We start from the raw sequence: 16,089 nt of genomic DNA on the forward strand, positions 1-16,089 counted from the left end.
CAATGCAGAACGAGATACTTTGCAATCAAACGCTCGAAGAATTGAGGTGATTTGCCGCGAGATCTTTGCCCAGCGTTGATGCGGGTCCGCTAGACTGAAGTGTGGTATCGAATTCGCGGGCTCAAGTGGACCGAGGTGTGACGATGTCGAAGATCCAACAGATGGCGGAATCCATTTTGCCCGCGGCATGGTTTGTCCGGGTTCGAGACTCGTCAAAGCGTTGGATGATCCGGTGCCCTCAATGCAACCGTGAACAATCGGTTTGGGACGTCGGAGGAATCCGCTGTGGAGCCGCATCGGTTGGCAAGCGGATCCAAGCTCACTGCGAATACTGTGGTCGTGTTACCGCGAGCATGTATTACCAGGACGACGAGTGAACACGTCGCTTCGCGATATCAACTAGTTCGACGAAGTGGCCAGTTCGTTGGAACGCACCTCGGTGAGTTTTGCCGTCAACCGTTGCTTCATCTGAGCGACGACGTCTTGATGGTCCGGTGAAGTCGCCAAGTTGGTGAATTGCTTCGGGTCCGTTTCCATGTCAAACAGTTCGATGCCTCCGGACGCGTCCTCTTTGTACTGGATGTAGGCCCATCGATCCGTTCGGATGAGGAACCCTTTCCTCATCGGCGCGACGCTGAAAGCGTATTCGCGAACCGTGTGAGTTGGGTCGTCAAGCATTTTGGAGATGTCTTTGCCCTGAACGTGTTCGGGCACGGGGACGTCGCATAGATTTCCGATTGTTGGATACAGATCCAGCATCTCAACCAGGCTGTCGCAAACGCCGGGGGCTTTGCCAGGAACCTTGATGATCAGGGGAACTTGGGATGACTCGTCCCGCAAGGAAACCTTGGCCCAAAAGTCATGTTCGCCCAGGTGATACCCGTGATCGCTGGTGAAGACCACGATTGTATTTTCGTCTTGTCCGGATTCTCGCAACGCGGTCATGACTTTGCCAACCTGCGAGTCCATGAAGGCGACGGATGCGTAGTAGCCACCGATTGCTTTGCGCTGTCGACGTGAATCCATCTTCATGTTCACGCTGGTTTTGTAGTTGATGCCGGGCTTTGGGATGTCGTCCCAGTCGCCATCGATTCGTTCCGGTAATTCGAGCTTGCTGAATGGTTTGAAGGGCTCGAAGTAGTTCGCCGGTGAAACAAACGGCACGTGAGGTCGAACGAAACCGATGCCCAGCCAAAAGGGCCGATTGCGTTTCGCGAGAAGCAACTCAGCAGCTTTGGCGGAGGTTTTGCCATCAGAGTGGACCTCGTCGTCTCCATCGGCTTCCACCGCAACGAATGTGTTGCCTCCGACGACGGGACGTAAGCCATTCGGATTGCCTTCGAGTGTTTCGCCGGTTCCTTTGGCTTTCCACTCCGGGCCGGGACTGTTGAATCGTTCGTTCCATGAGAGTGCGTCGTCCGCTCCGTTGCCGCCATCGTGGTCGCGGCCATCGCCACCGGATTCAATTCCGCCCGGCACCCCCATGTGATAGATCTTGCTGACGCGAGCCGTGTAGTAGCCTTCGTCCTTGAACGACTGCGGCCATGTTTGCCGGTCACCGATTTGCGGTCGCGGGCTTTTGTATCCCAGAACGCCCGTTGCGTGCGGGTAGTACCCCGACAGGAACGACGCTCTTGAGGGCCCGCAATAGGTCGCTTGGCAGTAGGCTTGCGTGAACCGCATGCCATCGGCCGCCAACGCGTCGATATTGGGGGTCTGGCAGACTTCGTTTCCGTAACACGACAGCGCCGTCGATGTCAGATCATCAGAGATGATGAACAGCACGTTCATCGGTTCTTCCGCGGCAACCGGCTTGCAAAGAGCAAACAGGATGGTCAACAGCATCCAATGACGCATGGGTGATTCCTCGGCGATTCAAACAAACAACGACACGAGCCGCGATTGTAGGCCGGGACGCTCAGAGATGCATCGGTGCAGCGTGCTTGATACCAGAGACAGAATCAAACCGTCGAGCAGATGCCTCGGTAGTATTCGATGCTTTGACGCAGACCTTCAGACATATCGACGGTCGGCTCAAAGCCGAGACGCGAGCGGATCTGATTCGTGTCAGCTAGCGAATCTCGCACGTCACCGGCACGCGGGGGTTCGTGAATTGGTTGAATGTCGCCCTCGAGAAGATCACGCAGCGTCTCCAACAACTCCAGCAATGTCGTGCGCTGTCCTCGCCCAACGTTGAAGACACCGCCAGCAGCATCGGCGACAGTGGCGGCCAGCATGTTTGCGTTCGCAACGTCTCGTACGAAGACAAAGTCGCGTGACTGTTGCCCGTCGCCATAGATGATCGGACGTTCGCCGCTGAGGATCATCGAAACGAATCGCGGGATCACCGCGCTGTATTCACTCTGCGGGTCTTGTCGTGGACCGAAAACGTTGAAATACCGAAGGATGACCGTTTCGATCGGGAACTCACGTTGGAAGACTTGGCAATAGTTTTCCGACGAAAGTTTTGCTGCGGCGTAGGGCGACAAGGGTGCCGGCATATCGTCTTCGCGTTTGGCAACGTAGGGCGAGTTGCCGTAAACAGCACTCGTCGACGAAAGCACAAACCGTTTCACACCCGCCGCCGATCCCGCGGCCAACAATTCAACAGTGCTGGTCGTGGTCCAATCGTGACAAAGGCCTGGTTCTCGCATGCTTCGTGGAACACTCGCCATTGCCGCAAAGTGAAAAATATGGTCCACGCCTTCGACTGATTTTTGTACGCAGTCTCGATCAGCCGCGTCACCTTCGACGAACGTCAGTCGATCTTGGTGCGGACCTTCCAAGAACGGCGTCAGGTTGTGCAGGAAGCCGGTGCTGAGATTGTCCAGGGCGACCACGTTTGCCCCTGCATCAAGCAAACGCTCGACCATCTGAGAGCCAATGAATCCCGCGGCACCGGTGACCAAGCAACGAGTACCGGCGAGCTGAGCGATGGCGGAATCGAGCGAGGATGACATAGGATTCTGATCGGATGCACTGGGTGGCGAAGCGGCATCCAGCCTAAAAAGAATTGGCTCGTTCCTCGAGTCAATTTGTCTTCGCGATCGCCACGGTTCTGACGCTCGACGATTGAGACCTCGATGTCGCAAACTTTTCGAGAACTTTCTCGCGAAGCTTGCAGGGAATGGTCGCGATCTATCCTTGCAGGTTCAACCCGGCGCCATCCGAAAGGACCTCCGAGACTCGTTTGTTGGAGCTGGTCTTGTCGCCTTCGCGAGCGCAGACCATACGCCAAGTTTCGGCTTCGGTTTCGAGGACCAACCGGATCTCATCGATCATCGTTGAGTCGCCATTTCCTTCCGCGGCGATCAAGTGCTGGCACAAGAACACGTAGAGATCGGCCACGGTGCGACAAACCTCGACGGAGTCGTCTGTGACGCCCGACAGCAATTCCGACAACAGTTCCAACAGTTTGAGCGAATACTCGTTTGTTCCGCGTTTGCCGGGCTGTGAATTCCAGTGGTTGGCCAAGTGCCGAGAAACCTCAACGGCTCGTTCGATCAACATCAGGCGCAACCGAGCGGGCGAGGCCGTTTGAACCATCGATTCGAGATACGCATCCCCACTTCGGCGGCCGAAGTTGTTCATTCCCTCACTGAGGCTGCCTGGTTCGCCGGGGCGAGGCAACGAAACGGCTGAGGCGTCGTTGCGAGTGGCTTCGGAATCGCTGTTATTCGATGAAGCGTCGTCCCCAACGAAGGTCATCGGTGGACGAACAAAAGAATCAGCCGTGTTGTACATCTGGTTTCCGGATGCGGGAATTGGAAACGGGCACACAGGACGTTGTCCGGCATGCAGCGCATAGTTGTATCGACGTGCGGAATTCAAATCTTCATCGAAAGAAGCCGCTGTATTGATTGCGGTTTGTTTTGACCGAGGGCAATTCAGTTGGATTGAATGCAGGATCGAGGTGAACACCTGCCCATCGACAAAAGCGTGATGCCGAAGTTCACCTAGGTTAAGATGCGCGACGCAAAGGGGTGGGGCCCGGAAAATAGCCCCTGATCGGTGCAGTTTCTCATCGCCGCGGCCGCATAATCCGAGCGGACAATGACTGTGAGCAAAAACCGTCGAAGGTTCGGTGCACTTTGCATTCTGACCAAACGAAGAAAAGCAGCTGCAAGCCGGGGCTCACAACTGCTTTTCGATATTCATTGTCGCATCAAGCGGCGATCAGGAACGCCGGTTCGATCTGAGTTTGGATTAACCCAACAGCGACAGAACGTTTCGTGGGTTTTGGTTGGCCAGCGACAGCACGTTGGTACCGGATTGAACCAGGATCTGTGCACGAGTCAGGTTGGCCGACTCTTGTGCGAAGTCAGCGTCACGGATCGAGCTTTCAGCTTCTTGCAAGTTGGCCTTCGTTTCGTTGAGTGAAACCAAGTTGCTTTCCAGCGTCGTGCTTTGGAACGATCCCAAACGACCACGCAGTCCAACCACTTTGCCGATGACTTCGTCGATGACCTTGGCGGCACCTTCAACGTCGTTGGTCAGGCTCTTGGATTGGCCACTGCCCAGTTCGTACAAACGACCTGATGCACCGCCCAATTGACCGGTCGAGACGCTGCCGATGCCCAAGCTAGCTTGTTGGGTGCTCGTCACGTCTGGGCCCAGTTGGAACGTTGCTCCACCACCGGTGATGCTGAAGCTGAAGTTCGTGCTGCTGCCGTCGTCTACAGTCAAGTTCAAGTCAAGCGAGCTGGTGTTGATCGAAAGACCGTTGCCTGATCCATTGGCCTCGACACCGTTCACAGTGGCGACGATGTCGTTACCGATCGAACGAGTGTTGTCCAGGTTGCCCTTGAACGTTCCACCGTCACCTTCGCTGATGACGTCGATGTCGACCAAAGCAGCGCTACCGTAGTCCGATGAGCTGAAGCTCAGTCCGGTGGTTGCGTCGGCGGTCACACCGGTGCTGTCGCTCACCAAGTTCACAGCAGCTGCGATTTGGTCTTTGCTGGTTCCCGCTCCGAAGTTGAACGTTTCTGCTCCACCTGATCCGCTCAGCTGGAAGACGAGATCCGCATTCAAAACTTCACCACCGGTGTTTCCGGTTGAAGCCGATTCAATTGCGGTCGAGCCATTGAATTCAGAGTCAGCCAGTGCGGATGCTTCGAAAGCTGCTTCAGCTGGAGCTTCGCCGTCAACGGTTGCACCGTTGATCAACGTTTCCAGGTCAGCTGCCGAAATTTCAGCTCCTTCTTCCAAGGTAACAGTCAAGATCTTTTGTTCGCTGTCATAGTCAGCTGCAGTGGCTGCTCCGGAAGCGAATTGAACCGTCACGTTGTTGTACTCAGCACCTTCAGCAGTCGCCGTAACTGTCAAACCAGTTTGGTCAGCGGTCACGGTAGCCGCGGTTGCTGCGGCTGGCGTGCCAGCTGCGGTCGCACCGCTGGCGGTGAACCCATCCAATGCGGCAATTGCTGTTTGAACGTCTTGTGCATCGACGTCAGCGGCGACTTCGGCGGGTGGTCCAGTGTTAAGAGCGTCACCGGTGAAGTTACCTGTGATGGTAAGCGTGCCGGTTTCGGCATCAAACGCGGCTTCACCCGTGTTGGAGGCGAACTTGTCGTCCACGATGACGATGTCTTTGAGACCTTGGCCAATGATGTCGATGGTCTCGCCACCGATAGCTTGGGATGCGGTACCAAAAGTGTTGGCCGCAGTCGTGGATGCTTGAGCGGCTGTTGAGAATCCGGAATCCGATGCGGTCACTTCCGCTTGCTCAGCGGCAGATGAAATGACGACCTCGACATCGATCTGACCGGTTTTGCCCAAGTTGGCTTGGTCGATCGAGATGTCGCTGATGCTACCGACACCGCTGGCGGTGCTGACGAAGTCTTGCGAACCGTCGAGCAACTTACGACCTTGGAAGGTCGTTGTTTGAGCGATCCGGTTGATGGCTTCGAGCGAGCTGTCGATCTGCAACTGGTTAGCAGCGATTTCTTCGTTGCTCAATGCACCCGAGTTGGCGGCTTCCACCACCAAACCACGAACGTCGTTCAGCAGGTTGCTGACCTGACCCAGTGCACTGTCAGCGGTGCTGATGATTTGGCTGGCACGCTGCGTGTTGCTGATCGATTTGGTCAAACCGGTGATTTCGCCCCGGAGAGCTTCGCTGGCCAGCAAGCCGGCGGGGTCGTCACTACCGGTATTGATCCGGAGACCAGTGCTCAATCGAGTCAGAGATTCTTGCAAGTCATTGTTGCTGCTTTGGAGGCGGTTCTGTGCGACCAAAGACGAAACGTTGGTGTTGATCCGAGTCATGTTATTTTTCCCAAAGATGGGTTGATGTTGAGTAGAAGGGGTCAACCGCTTTGGTGCCGAAGCATCGGAGAGACCCTGGGCGAAAAACACTTGGCTTTGCGTCCACCTCAACCATGGACCGCAAATTTGACACATGCGGCGGGTGCAACCCCAAATTCCATGTGCCCCGAAGAATTGCTTGGGCCGCATCCGGAACAACCGGAACAATCCGCGAGGCTCATCATGGAAGGCAACCTGACGCTGCGATATCATGCAGGAGCCGAGGCTGAAAACTCGGCCCACTCGCGTCCATTGATCCGAGTGAATTCTGGAACCTTTTGGCGAACTTTTTCATGACCGTCCAAATGCAGCTCGCTCGGATCATCATTTCCGAGCTGACCGATAACCAAGTCATTTATCTCAAGGAAGTCGACGGAACGCGCCAATTCCCGATCATGATCGGAATCTTCGAAGCGACGAACATCGATCGAAGGGTCAAAAACGATTACGTTCCACCTCGCCCGTTGACCCACGATCTGATTGTGAACGTCGCTGAGTCACTTGACGCGACCATTGAGCAAGTCGTGATTAGCGATCTGTCTGAACACACCTATTTCGCACAACTGCATCTGCGAACAAGCAGCGGTGAGCTGATCGAAGTCGACGCACGTCCGAGCGATGCGATCGCGGTTGCGGTGACGTTCGATCCGCCGCTTCCAATCTTTGTTTCCGAAGAGGTCCTCAGCGGTGCGACCGGAACCGACGAAGATTGAACGCGGAAACGTCGACCTGTCGAACACTGCTTCGTGCTGCTTCGACCGCTTCACTTGGAACCTGACGAAGGATCACTGTTGGAAACATTTTCATCCATCGATGCCATGCGAGCGTGGTGCCGCCAGCAGACGCGTAGCGGCGACACGATCGGGTTGGTGCCGACGATGGGTGCCTTGCACGAAGGCCATCTTTCTCTCGTTCAGGCTGCAACGAGTTCATGTGATCGCTGTGTCACGACCATCTTTGTGAACCCCACTCAATTCGCTGCGGGCGAAGACCTCGATCAATATCCGCGGCCCCTCGAAGACGACCTCGCGATGCTGCGAGACGCGGGTGTCGACGCTGTCTTCCTGCCGAACACCAAAGAGATGTACCCCGGCGGACCAGAGCAAAAGTCCACGTCGGTCCAGCCTTCCGCGGTTGCCTTGCCTCTGGAGGGACTGCATCGTCCCGATCACTTTGTCGGCGTCGCTACCGTTGTGATGAAGTTGTTCCAAGCTGTGCCGTCGGACCGAGCCTTCTTCGGCCGCAAGGACTTTCAACAACTTTGTGTGATCGAGCACATGGTTCGCGATTTGAATCTGGCAACCGAAGTCGTTCCCTGTGAAATCATTCGCGAATCGGATGGGTTGGCGATGAGCAGTCGCAATCGCTATCTGTCGGACGACGAACGCCAGCGAGCTTTGTGCATCTCTCGATCGCTGGCCCAAGTTGAACGAGCCTTTGCGGAAGGCAATCGTGATTCACAGCACCTCGAGTCGATCCTTGTCGATCATCTTGGGGATTGCGACAGCGTGGACTACGCCGTTGTCGTCGATCGAGAAACCCTGGCACCGGTTTCAGCGATTTCAAAGAACGTGGTCGCCCTCGTGGCAGCTCGAGTCGGAGCAACCCGGCTGATCGACAATCGTGAATTGTATGTTGACTGAGCAACGGAAATTCAAACGCCTTTGCGAGATCCCTCAATCCGCGTAACACTCAACTTCCGAATGCTTGTCTCGGCACTGCGCCGCGGACACGAATTTCTGGTGGCAATCAACGAGTTGACGCAAAGCAGGCGGGTAGAATTGGGAACTTCATGTTTTAAATGGCTCCCAACCGCGCGACGGTTTTCTGCGAACGGCTCAATCGATGATTCAACGTATTTTGGTAACGGGTGGTGCGGGATTCCTGGGCTCGCATCTTTGTGAGCGTTTGGTCAGCGACGGGCATGACGTCATTTGTCTGGACAACTTTTTCACCAGCCAAAAGTCCAATGTTGTTCATTTACTGGACAAGCCCAACTTCGAACTGATCCGGCATGACATCACCCTGCCCATTCATTTGGAAGTGGACCAGATTTACAACATGGCGTGTCCCGCGGCTCCTGGGCACTATCAATTCAATCCTATCAAGACGATCAAGACCAGTGTGATGGGGTCGATCAACATGCTGGGGATCGCCAAACGTTGCGGCGCCAGAATTTTGCAGGCCAGCACCAGTGAAGTGTACGGCGATCCGGAACAGCATCCACAAACGGAATCTTACCGCGGCAGCGTCAATCCGATTGGCATTCGAGCTTGTTACGACGAAGGCAAACGCGTTGCCGAGACGTTGTTCATGGATTATCACCGCAGCAACAACGTGGACGTCCGGATCGTTCGGATCTTCAACACGTACGGACCTCGCATGCATCCGTTCGATGGACGCGTGGTCGCGAACTTCATTCGCCAAGCTTTGGCGGGTGACGACATCACCATCTTTGGTGACGGCTCGCAAACACGATCGTTCTGCTACCGAGATGACTTGGTCGAAGTCATCATCCGAATGATGAACTGCGACGGTTTCACGGGCCCGGTTAACATTGGGAATCCCCACGAGTTCACGATCCGTCAACTCGCTGAGAAAACGATCGAGCTGACCGGATCGAGCAGCAAACTCATCGAGGCTCCTTTGCCAGCTGACGACCCAACGCGCCGTCGCCCTGACATTTCGCTTGCGAAAGAGAAGCTGGATTGGGAGCCGAAGATTGAGTTGGAAGAAGGCCTGCGGCACACGATCGATTGGTTCAAAACAATTGACTTGAGTGACTATCGCCCGCCGACGCCAAACTTCAGCTGAGCACTACCGAAGTCAATGAAACGTCAGCTTCGCTCAGCTAGATACCGAGCTAGAACAAATTCGCGGGTTCGGCCCGGATCAGCTTTCGAATCGCGATCAGGCCTGCGGCATTGCACATCAGCAGAGATAGCACGGCGACCAAAACCAACCACGTAAGCGTCATGCGGATGGGGACTCCCGCCAACGCAGATGTGACCGCATAGAGGATCAACGCGGCCAGCACAGAGGGTGGGAACGCGATCGTCGCAAGCAGGGTGGATTGGGTTAGCAACGTCTTGATCAAGAAGCCCGTTCCGTAACCCATCGCTTTCAAGGTTGCATACTCACTCAAGTGAGCCTGCACGTCGGATGCGAGGATCATGTAACTGATCACCCCACCGACAACGACGGCAAGAGCAACGCCCATGGCGAAAATCATGCCGATGGGTGTTTGGGTGTACCAACGCCAAACTTCCGCACTCTTGGCATCTTCGATCGTCAAAGCAGACGCATGGGAGGCTGGTCCAGCCAACGCATCCAATCGTCCCGCGACCATTTTGCGACCGCGATCGACGCTGACACCCTGCGTCAACCGAATCAGTAGCAAAGACACCTGGTCGTCGCTGCTGCCGGGAACCAGTTTTCGAAACGTTTCGCGGGAGCACAGCAGCGCGCCGTTGGCGGCCAATCCGGTTCCCATTTCGAACGTACCAACAATTTTCGCCGGCGTTCCAAACACGCTTGCGACAGTCCCAACGTCGTCCGGGCCAAACTTCACGCCGTTCTTTGGACCAAAGTCAGTCTTGGTCGCATCGTCGACCAGGACGGCGCCCTCGACCAACAACTTTCGTCGCATTTCACGAGTCAGCTCGGGCAACTCAAACGCGGGAGCATTCAAGTCGATTCCCATCACCGCGATTGCACGCGGGTCTTGGTTGGTTGGATTGGTCCACTGGGTCACTCCAATGTCCAATGGCACGGCCTGGTCCACTTCATCGATGGAGTTCAGCCAGGGACGCAGATCGTTGCGGATCTTGGATGCGTCGTAGACGTGTAAATAGTCAGGCGATCGGACCAGCACATCGCATGGCATCCGATCCAGCAAAACGGTGGCGGTGTCACCAACGCTGCCCAAAAAACCCAACTGCATGAACATCAACAGGATTGCGAACCCGATCCCGCAAATGGAAACCACGGTTCGAACCCACATGTGGCTCAGGTTCGACCACGCCAGCGAAGTTCGGACCACGCTGCGGCGTTTGCGAGGCTGGTTGGCCGACTTGGCAATCGGTTTCTCTGCCGAGGTGGTCTTCGTCACGGCTTCGCTGCCGTAGCCACTTTGGTTGACTCTTTTGAACTGCCGGCTTTGATCTCGACGTCCACCTGCAACTCGATCAGACGACTCGCATCGTTTGAATCTTCTGAATCAATCGCGATCACCACATCGGCCGAGTATCGATCGACCGCCGCCATCGGATAAGGACTGGCAAGCGTCGGAGCGGCGATCAGCGACTGAATGCGTTGGACCTTGCCTCGCAGCGGATCGCGAAGGGCTGGTGATGTGATCGTGACAGTCTGACCAGTTTCGACTCGCGAAAGATCTGCGACGTTCACTTCCGCAACACAAACCATTTGCGAAGTGTCTGCCATATGCATCAAAGCGGACACGCCAGTCGCTGTACCGATTGTTGCATCCACTCGAAGGACGCGACCCTTGGTCGGTGCGACCAATCGTGACGTTGCTACGTTGAATTTCAATAGCTCGATTTGTTGCTTCAGTGAATCCAAGGACGCGGACTGTTCAGCTGCGATCAGCGTCAATTCCGTCGCTCGAATCTCTTGTTCCGCTGAATCGACTGCGAAGCGTCCTTCGTCGATGGCTTCTTGAGCATCACGCAAGGCGGATTCGTATCGAGCTTGTGACTCGCTGACCTTCAACGCTTCTGTATCGAGAGCATTCTCTGACACTAAACGTTGTCGGGAGGGATCTCGCGAAGCGGACTCCAATTGCCGCAGCCGACGCTGCCCCAAATCCGCGGCTTGTTTCAACAAGTTCAATTCGCCGCCGTCAGCCTTGGAATCTTTGAATCGCTTTTGAGCGTCCGACAATTTCGACTCGGCTTGTTTCAACGACGAACGTGCGACCTGCAGTTTCGCTTCGCCGGCGGCTCGTTCGGCTGCGATGCGTCGTCTCGCTTCATCGAGTTTCGTCTGAGCGATATTCAGCTCAAGCTGGCGTGCCGGGAGGCTTTCCAAATCCATCAACACGGTGCCCGGCGTCACCTCCTCCCCGGGTTCGACATAGATCTTGGCAACTCGATCACCGGGTGCGGCCATGACCGCCAAAATTCCGCCGCGAGGTTCCAACGTTCCGAGCGCCATGACTCGTTGCAGGGCCACCGTCTGAGTTGGTTGGGACGGATCGGCCGATTCAGGTGGACGCGTCGCCGATCGCCAATCGCATCCCGAACCGATCGCCAAAAATCCGATCGCGAGCGTGAGGGGCAATCGGATCATGCCTCGTTGGATCGACCCGGCGGAGATCGGCTGCTTGGCTTGGGGCACGACGAACAACTGCAAAACGAGGTGACACGAATTCGGGACAAGTTGCTAAGGTAACGTTTTTCCGCTCCGCCGGGCCATCGTGATCGAAGGGTCTGGCACGCAAAATGTCCTGAAAATTCGCGTGAAATTACCTTTTCGAAACGACAATCGTCTCGGCCAAAACGGTGCTCGGCCATCCGCTTCGCGCGGGATCACGCCCGAGATCGCCTTGGATGGCTCCGCCGCGATCGATGTTCGAGGCGTGAATCACTATTACGGGACCGGTGATGCGCGAAAACAGGTGCTTCACGACAATCACTTGCAGGTTCAACCCGGCGAAATTGTCATCATGACCGGGCAATCCGGCTCTGGCAAAACTACTTTATTGACGTTGATCGGCACTTTGCGTCGTGTTCAAGAGGGCCAATTGAACGTGCTGGGGCAACCGCTGCACAATTTGTCTCAGACCAACATCGGATCGCTTCGAAAAAGGTTGGGCTTCATCTTCCAAGCCCACAACCTGTTCGGTTCGCTGACGGCCATGCAAAACGTTCGCATGGCTCTGGAACTGCAACCCAACCGCTCGTCTCGCCGCGAAGAAAACGAGCGGTGTGCGAAAATGTTGACCGAAGTGGGACTTGGAGACCGCATTCAATACAAACCCAGCGGATTGTCGGGCGGACAGAAACAACGGGTCGCGGTCGCACGAGGCCTCGTTCACCAGCCAGATATTTTGTTGGCTGACGAACCGACCGCTGCACTCGATGAAGAATCGGGGCGTGCCGTCGTGACGCTGTTTCAGCGAGAGGCCCGCGAACGAGGCGTGGCAATCGTGATCGTGACGCACGACAACCGGATCTTGGATGTCGCCGATCGAATCGTGAAGATGGACTTCGGTAAAATTGCTCGCGACACCAATCTGAACGAAGCTGCCGTGCTCGGCGAGATGTTGTCTCAGTGCAGCGTGTTCTCCGGCGTCGCGATTAGCACTTTAACCGAATTGTCACGCAGCATGACGCGGACGGAGCATGGTCCTGGCGATCGAATTGTGACTTATGGCGATGTTGGCGATCGTTTCTACCTGATTCGCGAGGGCAATGTTTCGATCAAACAGCCCACCCAGCCCGGTGGCGGCGAATTTCGTGAGGTGGCCCAGTTGGGCGAAGGAGCCTACTTCGGCGAAACCGCTTTGCTGACCGGAGAACCTCGCAACGCTCACGTGGACGCCACCACGGAAACGGTCACTTACAGCCTCGACGCCCCCACCTTTTCGGACGTCATGAGTCAACGCAAATCCATCGACGAAGAAGTGCGCAGCTCGCTCTTTGCAGAGTGATCTGGTGTAAGTGAAGCCGTTTCGAACTCTCGAACGCTTCCGAGCCATGCCGACTGATCCGTCTCCGTTCGATCAGTCGACCGATGCCAACCGTCGCCGATCAGAAGCCACGTTCACGAGGATCGGTCAATCCATCGGCCAATCGACGCAGGGCTTCGGTTTCGATTTGACGAACACGTTCCCGAGTCAATCCGAGTTCCGCACCGATTTCTTTCAGCGTCATCGGCTCGACACCGCCCAATCCAAAACGCAGTTTCAAAACCGTCGATTCACGTTCTTCCAAATCACCGAGCAGGCTCATCGCGTGTTTGAGGATGTCGTGGTCCAGCATTTCCTCGTCGGGTGCCTTCAACCGTTCGTCTTGCACCATGTCGCCGAGTGACCAACCCGCTTCGGTTTGATCGCTTTGTGGCGTCGAGTTGTTGATCTTGATCGCCTTGCGAATGATCGGCAACTTCTTCTTGGGCAGACCCAACACGCGAGCGACTTCTTCGTTGGTTGGCGTGCGGCCCAGTTCTTCGTTCAGCCGCGCGGTCGCTCGACGCCATTTGCTCAGCAACTCGACCATGTACGCGGGAATGCGGATGGTCTTGGCGGAGTTGATCAACGCTCGTTTGATCGACTGCTTGATCCAGTAACTCGCATAGGTGCTGAAACGAGTTCCATGAATCGGGTCGAAACCTTCGACCGCTCGCAACAATCCCAGGTTGCCCTCTTCGATCAAATCCTGAAGCCCGAGCCCTTTGCCCGTGTAGCCACGAGAAATGTTGACGACCAATCGCAGATTCGCCCGAACCATTTGGTCGCGAGCCATCACATCACCTTGAGCGATGCGGGCCGCGAGTTCGAGTTCTTCGTCGGCGGACAGCAACGGCGTTTCGTTGATTTCGCGAAGGTAGGTTTCCAGCGGCGATTGAGCAGCTTCACTTCGTCGTGTCGGCGTTTTGCGTCGACTCTTCTTCAGCAGGGAGAGTTCGTCCTGCTCGAGAGATTCGGAAAAAGTCATCGGTGGCGATCCGGTCGGGAAAGGGAGGTGGTTCCGACAAATCAGGAGTCGATGCATCACCGCGAAAGCCTCCGTTTGATCCGACACGTGCTTAAGCTGTTCGTTGGCAATTGGGAGGAGCCAAAGAACGGGACACGCGGAGTCAAACGACGGGATCGTCATTCAATGAGTGATGCCAACAACGACGCTGGGAGAGATCGGTCGGGAGTTGATCACAAATGGTTTCGACCAATTCCAGCCACAAAAAACACCACTTGTTAAAACGTTCCGTCTGTGTCGATCGAAACGGTCTGTCGGACTAGGCAAAACGCTGGCTGAATGAGGGCGCATTTGTTCGTTCGATAGCTGGTGAGCGTCCGCAGAAGGAGCCTGTGATGGACCGCAACCGGGCCTCATCCAGATAAGTTGGGTCAGTGGAAACGATTCTGATCGCTGAGCCGAGGCAGAGTTGCAGCGTTGCGAAAATCTACCGCTCAAGACCGATTCCTCGCGAATCGAAATGCAACTATACTGCCGCAATCCTGGCGTCAACAGCCGTTTAGCCACCCCTACATAATCCCCAAGAGATGCCGATGGACAATCGCAAGAAACTACTCGTTGCTGGAATTTTGACTCTCATTGCCGCGGGAATAGGGTTCGGAGTTCGCGGCGGATTGTTGGGGATATGGGCCGGTCAATACGGATTCACCATGACGGAACTTGGTCAGATCACCGGCGGTGGTCTGGTTGGTTTTGGCGTTGTGATCTTGTTCGCTGGCTTCTTGATCGACGTCATCGGCTACAAGAAATTGTTGATGGCAGCACTTGTCTGCCATGTTGTTTCGGCGGCCATGTTGTTCGCTGCAACTCCTGTTTTTAACGCGAGTGGAAAGGATGCGGTCTATGCAATTTTGTATTGGTCGATGTTCATTTTCGCGGTTGGAAACGGAATTTGCGAGGCGGTAATTAATCCGCTTACAGCAACCCTCTTCCCCAAAGAAAAGACGCACTACCTCAACATCTTGCACGCCGGTTGGCCTGCCGGGTTGGTTCTGGGCGGATTGATCGTCTTCGCGTCAGGAACGGTCGCTTGGGAAATCCTAATGGCAACGTTCTTGATCCCTGTTTTGGTCTATGGGTTCATCGTTCTCACGGAACCATTCCCCAAGACAGCCGCTCAGGGTGGGGACATCTCTTACGGCGGTATGATCGGCCGACTGATCGGCCCTTTCTTCCTAATCCTTCTGATCGCTCACGCATGCGTCGGTTACGTTGAACTGGGAACAGACAGTTGGATCAACAAGATCACCGGCAGTATCCTCAACAGCGAAAGCACCGGAACGACGCTCTTCATCTACACATCGCTGTTGATGACGATCCTTCGCTTCTTCGCTGGTCCCATCGTTCACCGGATTTCATCGCTCGGGTTGTTGCTCGTGAGCGCGGTTATCGGTGCCTGCGGACTGTATTTGATCAGCATCGGTACAAATGTTGGCTTCATGTTCTTGGCCGCATCGGTGTATGCCATCGGCAAGACATTTCTTTGGCCAACCATGTTGGGAGTGTTGGGCGAACGTTATCCCAACAGTGCTACTGTCGGCATGGCGATCATGGGCTGTGTTGGGATGTTGTCAGCAGGTCTGCTGGGCGGTCCTGGCATTGGCTACAAACAGGACTTTTACGCATCACAACAACTTCAAGAAGCAGCTCCTGAAACATTCGAGCGTGTCAAAGCTCCCAACGAGAACCAATTCTTGGTCTTCCCCGCTATCACTGGGTTGGACGGAGCCAAGTCCAAGATGATCCAGGATGGAGGAAAGGCGATTGACGCTGATCGAGAACTGGCTGGTGAAGATTGGCAAGATCCGAAGTACGAGGAACTCCGAAAACAATACACTTGGTGGGAAGCCAACAGTGGTTTTGCCGAGGTTGACCGCGAGCCTGTTTCAGTTGCGACTCTCTACGGTAGCCGAATGGCTCTACGCGTGACCGCTTTGGTGCCGTGTACGATGGCTGTGCTTTATCTAATTTTGTTGGTCGGCTTCAAGGCTCCGAAGCACGACAATGAAGAATTGGTCTCCGAACTAGAAGCGGAGGCTCCAGCCTGATCGTCAAATGATCG

The 16,089-nt window shown here is 55.4% G+C and carries 13 protein-coding genes; 6 read left to right on the forward strand and 7 right to left on the reverse strand.

The genetic code is table 11. The features are described 5' to 3' along the window. The first annotated feature begins 143 nt into the window (after positions 1 to 143). A complete protein-coding gene (locus tag CEE69_RS17655; protein WP_233215345.1) occupies positions 144 to 377 on the forward strand; it encodes a hypothetical protein in 234 nt (77 codons plus the stop codon). A gap of 22 nt (positions 378 to 399) precedes the next feature. On the opposite strand, the gene CEE69_RS17660 is transcribed toward CEE69_RS17655, so the two are convergent. The 4 genes from CEE69_RS17660 to CEE69_RS17680 all read right to left on the reverse strand — a co-directional run bounded on the left by CEE69_RS17660 (position 400) and on the right by CEE69_RS17680 (position 6,270). Then, positions 400 to 1,857: a sulfatase gene (locus CEE69_RS17660; RefSeq protein ID WP_099261936.1), complete on the reverse strand. Its 1,458-nt coding sequence runs from the start codon at positions 1,855 to 1,857 to the stop codon at positions 400 to 402. A gap of 104 nt (positions 1,858 to 1,961) precedes the next feature. Then, entirely contained in the window at positions 1,962 to 2,960 is a 999-nt protein-coding gene (locus tag CEE69_RS17665) for an SDR family oxidoreductase (protein ID WP_099261937.1), read from the reverse strand. A gap of 178 nt (positions 2,961 to 3,138) precedes the next feature. Then, a complete protein-coding gene (locus CEE69_RS17670; protein ID WP_099261938.1) occupies positions 3,139 to 3,630 on the reverse strand; it encodes a flagellar export chaperone FliS in 492 nt (163 codons plus the stop codon). 576 nt (positions 3,631 to 4,206) lie between these two features. Beyond that, entirely contained in the window at positions 4,207 to 6,270 is a 2,064-nt protein-coding gene (locus CEE69_RS17680; protein ID WP_099261939.1) for a flagellin N-terminal helical domain-containing protein, read from the reverse strand. 332 nt (positions 6,271 to 6,602) lie between these two features. On the opposite strand from CEE69_RS17680, the gene CEE69_RS17690 reads away from it, so the two are divergent. The 3 genes from CEE69_RS17690 (at position 6,603) to CEE69_RS17700 (ending at position 9,123) form a co-directional block, all read left to right on the forward strand. Further along, a complete protein-coding gene (locus CEE69_RS17690; RefSeq protein WP_099261940.1) occupies positions 6,603 to 7,022 on the forward strand; it encodes a bifunctional nuclease family protein in 420 nt (139 codons plus the stop codon). A gap of 78 nt (positions 7,023 to 7,100) precedes the next feature. Then, positions 7,101 to 7,952: a pantoate--beta-alanine ligase gene (gene panC, locus CEE69_RS17695; RefSeq protein WP_099261982.1), complete on the forward strand. Its 852-nt coding sequence runs from the start codon at positions 7,101 to 7,103 to the stop codon at positions 7,950 to 7,952. Positions 7,953 to 8,154: 202 nt separating this feature from the next. Continuing rightward, positions 8,155 to 9,123, forward strand: a complete 969-nt coding sequence (locus CEE69_RS17700; RefSeq protein WP_099261941.1) for a UDP-glucuronic acid decarboxylase family protein — start codon at positions 8,155 to 8,157, stop codon at positions 9,121 to 9,123. A 49-nt stretch (positions 9,124 to 9,172) separates the two neighbouring features. Here CEE69_RS17700 and CEE69_RS17705 read toward each other — a convergent pair whose 3' ends face one another. Both CEE69_RS17705 and CEE69_RS17710 read right to left on the reverse strand, forming a co-directional pair. Then, on the reverse strand, positions 9,173 to 10,312 hold the full coding sequence (locus CEE69_RS17705; RefSeq protein ID WP_390179982.1) for an FtsX-like permease family protein: 1,140 nt from the start codon (positions 10,310 to 10,312) through the stop codon (positions 9,173 to 9,175). Between the two features lie 104 nt (positions 10,313 to 10,416). Beyond that, positions 10,417 to 11,619 carry an ABC exporter membrane fusion protein gene (locus tag CEE69_RS17710; protein WP_233215348.1) on the reverse strand — a complete coding sequence of 401 codons (1,203 nt, stop codon included), beginning with the start codon at positions 11,617 to 11,619 and terminating at the stop codon, positions 10,417 to 10,419. 169 nt (positions 11,620 to 11,788) lie between these two features. On the opposite strand from CEE69_RS17710, the gene CEE69_RS17715 reads away from it, so the two are divergent. Next, a complete protein-coding gene (locus tag CEE69_RS17715) occupies positions 11,789 to 12,982 on the forward strand; it encodes an ATP-binding cassette domain-containing protein (protein ID WP_099261983.1) in 1,194 nt (397 codons plus the stop codon). 100 nt (positions 12,983 to 13,082) lie between these two features. Here the strand turns inward: CEE69_RS17715 and CEE69_RS17720 are convergent, their stop codons facing one another. Further along, a complete protein-coding gene (locus tag CEE69_RS17720) occupies positions 13,083 to 14,045 on the reverse strand; it encodes a sigma-70 family RNA polymerase sigma factor (RefSeq protein WP_390179983.1) in 963 nt (320 codons plus the stop codon). A gap of 515 nt (positions 14,046 to 14,560) precedes the next feature. Between CEE69_RS17720 and CEE69_RS17725 the strand changes: the two genes are divergently transcribed. After that, a complete protein-coding gene (locus CEE69_RS17725; RefSeq protein ID WP_099261984.1) occupies positions 14,561 to 16,075 on the forward strand; it encodes an MFS transporter in 1,515 nt (504 codons plus the stop codon). Positions 16,076 to 16,089 lie beyond the last annotated feature (14 nt).

Source organism: Rhodopirellula bahusiensis, from assembly GCF_002727185.1.
Taxonomy (GTDB): Bacteria; Planctomycetota; Planctomycetia; order Pirellulales; family Pirellulaceae; genus Rhodopirellula; species Rhodopirellula bahusiensis.

Coding starts and splice junctions, on each gene's coding strand:
- CEE69_RS17655 (WP_233215345.1), top strand. CDS start 144: ATGTCGAAGATCCAACAGATGGCGGAATCCATTTTGCCCGCGGCATGG.
- CEE69_RS17660 (WP_099261936.1), bottom strand. CDS start 1,857: ATGCGTCATTGGATGCTGTTGACCATCCTGTTTGCTCTTTGCAAGCCG.
- CEE69_RS17665 (WP_099261937.1), bottom strand. CDS start 2,960: ATGTCATCCTCGCTCGATTCCGCCATCGCTCAGCTCGCCGGTACTCGT.
- CEE69_RS17680 (WP_099261939.1), bottom strand. CDS start 6,270: ATGACTCGGATCAACACCAACGTTTCGTCTTTGGTCGCACAGAACCGC.
- CEE69_RS17690 (WP_099261940.1), top strand. CDS start 6,603: ATGACCGTCCAAATGCAGCTCGCTCGGATCATCATTTCCGAGCTGACC.
- CEE69_RS17700 (WP_099261941.1), top strand. CDS start 8,155: ATGATTCAACGTATTTTGGTAACGGGTGGTGCGGGATTCCTGGGCTCG.
- CEE69_RS17705 (WP_390179982.1), bottom strand. CDS start 10,312: ATGTGGGTTCGAACCGTGGTTTCCATTTGCGGGATCGGGTTCGCAATC.
- CEE69_RS17710 (WP_233215348.1), bottom strand. CDS start 11,619: ATGATCCGATTGCCCCTCACGCTCGCGATCGGATTTTTGGCGATCGGT.
- CEE69_RS17720 (WP_390179983.1), bottom strand. CDS start 14,045: ATGCATCGACTCCTGATTTGTCGGAACCACCTCCCTTTCCCGACCGGA.
- CEE69_RS17725 (WP_099261984.1), top strand. CDS start 14,561: ATGGACAATCGCAAGAAACTACTCGTTGCTGGAATTTTGACTCTCATT.